Annotated in this window: 1 protein-coding gene; it reads left to right on the forward strand. The window is 72.0% G+C overall.

The window, feature by feature from the left end:
* Positions 1-1,362, forward strand: a 1,362-nt coding sequence (locus D180_RS07880) for an Hpt domain-containing protein (protein WP_043090628.1), incomplete at both ends; no start/stop codon positions are given.

Consider the following 1,362-nt stretch of genomic DNA (forward strand, 5'->3'; position numbering starts at 1 on the left):
GAGACCGACACGACGGCGGACGCGCAGGAACCACAGGCATCGTCGCACGAAGGCGAAGCGCACGGTTCCGAGGATCGCCAGGCCGAGGAACAGGCCGACGCGACGCCGGACACGACCGGGCACGCGCACGATGCGCAGGCGCCGGATCACATGGCAGTCGACGGCGCTGCCGTGGGCCAGGCGACCGAAACGCCGGCCGACGACATCCACGATGCACATGCGCAGGAACCGCAGGCAGCGGATGACGCGGCCGCGCACGGCGCCGCCGACGCGCCCGCGGACGACACCGCTGAAGCGCACGAGCAACAGCTCAACGAGGACGCCCCTGCGATCGGCTTGCACCAGCAGCCGTTGGCACCGTCGAGCGGCTGGCGCCACGATGGCGTGGCCTCGGCCAACGACGATACCGAGTCCACCGCCGAGCACGGCGACGCGACACCGGATGCCGCAGCGCATCCGGAGGACGCAACGCACGAGGGCGATGCGGCGTCTCTCGCTACAGACGCGGTGGGCGAGCACACCGACGCCGAAACGGATGCGGAACACGTTGCGCCGACCGGTGATGCGGGTGATGGCGCGCCGCGCGACGACGCCGCCGAAGCGGAGCACGCCGCACCCGCGACGCCGTCCGACGGCGAGGCGGCGTCGGACGCGCACCCCGTGGCATCAGACGAAGTGCACCACGCGCCCGAGGGCGCCGTCGATCAGAACGACACGACCACGGCAGCCGATGCCGACACGGCGTCCGCCGGCGATATCCACGAAGAACACCACCAGCACGCGCCGGAGGCCACGGCATCCGCGCCGTCCGACACCGACGCAGTGCAGGCCGCCGCCGATCCCGCGCGAACCGATCTGTCTGCCGTCGATCTCGGCCCGCTGGACTTCGCCGACCTCGATCGCGAGCTGGTCGATATCTTCGTCGACGAAGGCAAGGACCTGCTCGACCACTGCGATCGCCTGATCGCCGAGCTGCGTGCCGCGCCGCAGGACCGCGACGTGCTCGGCGGCTTGCAGCGCGACCTGCATACGCTGAAGGGCGGCGCGCGCATGGCCGGCATCAACGCCATCGGCGACCTCGGCCATGGCATCGAGTCCTTGCTGGAGGCGGTCGCCGCCCATCGCACCGAGCTCGACCGCCAGGACGTGCAGTTGCTGGAGCGCGGCTTCGATCGCCTGCACCAGTTGTTGACCCTGACCGGCAACCACCGCGCGGTGGCGATGCCGCAGGACCTGATCGGCGCGTTCGACGCACGCACGCACGGGCAACGGCTCGCCGCCGCCAGCGATGCCGAGACTACCGTCGCGGCGCCGCTCGTGGCGGCCGACGGCGCGCTGGCTGCCGCGGCACTGGCCGCCGTG

The organism is Xanthomonas sp. SHU 166, assembly GCF_000364685.1.
GTDB lineage: Bacteria > Pseudomonadota > Gammaproteobacteria > Xanthomonadales > Xanthomonadaceae > Xanthomonas_A > Xanthomonas_A sontii.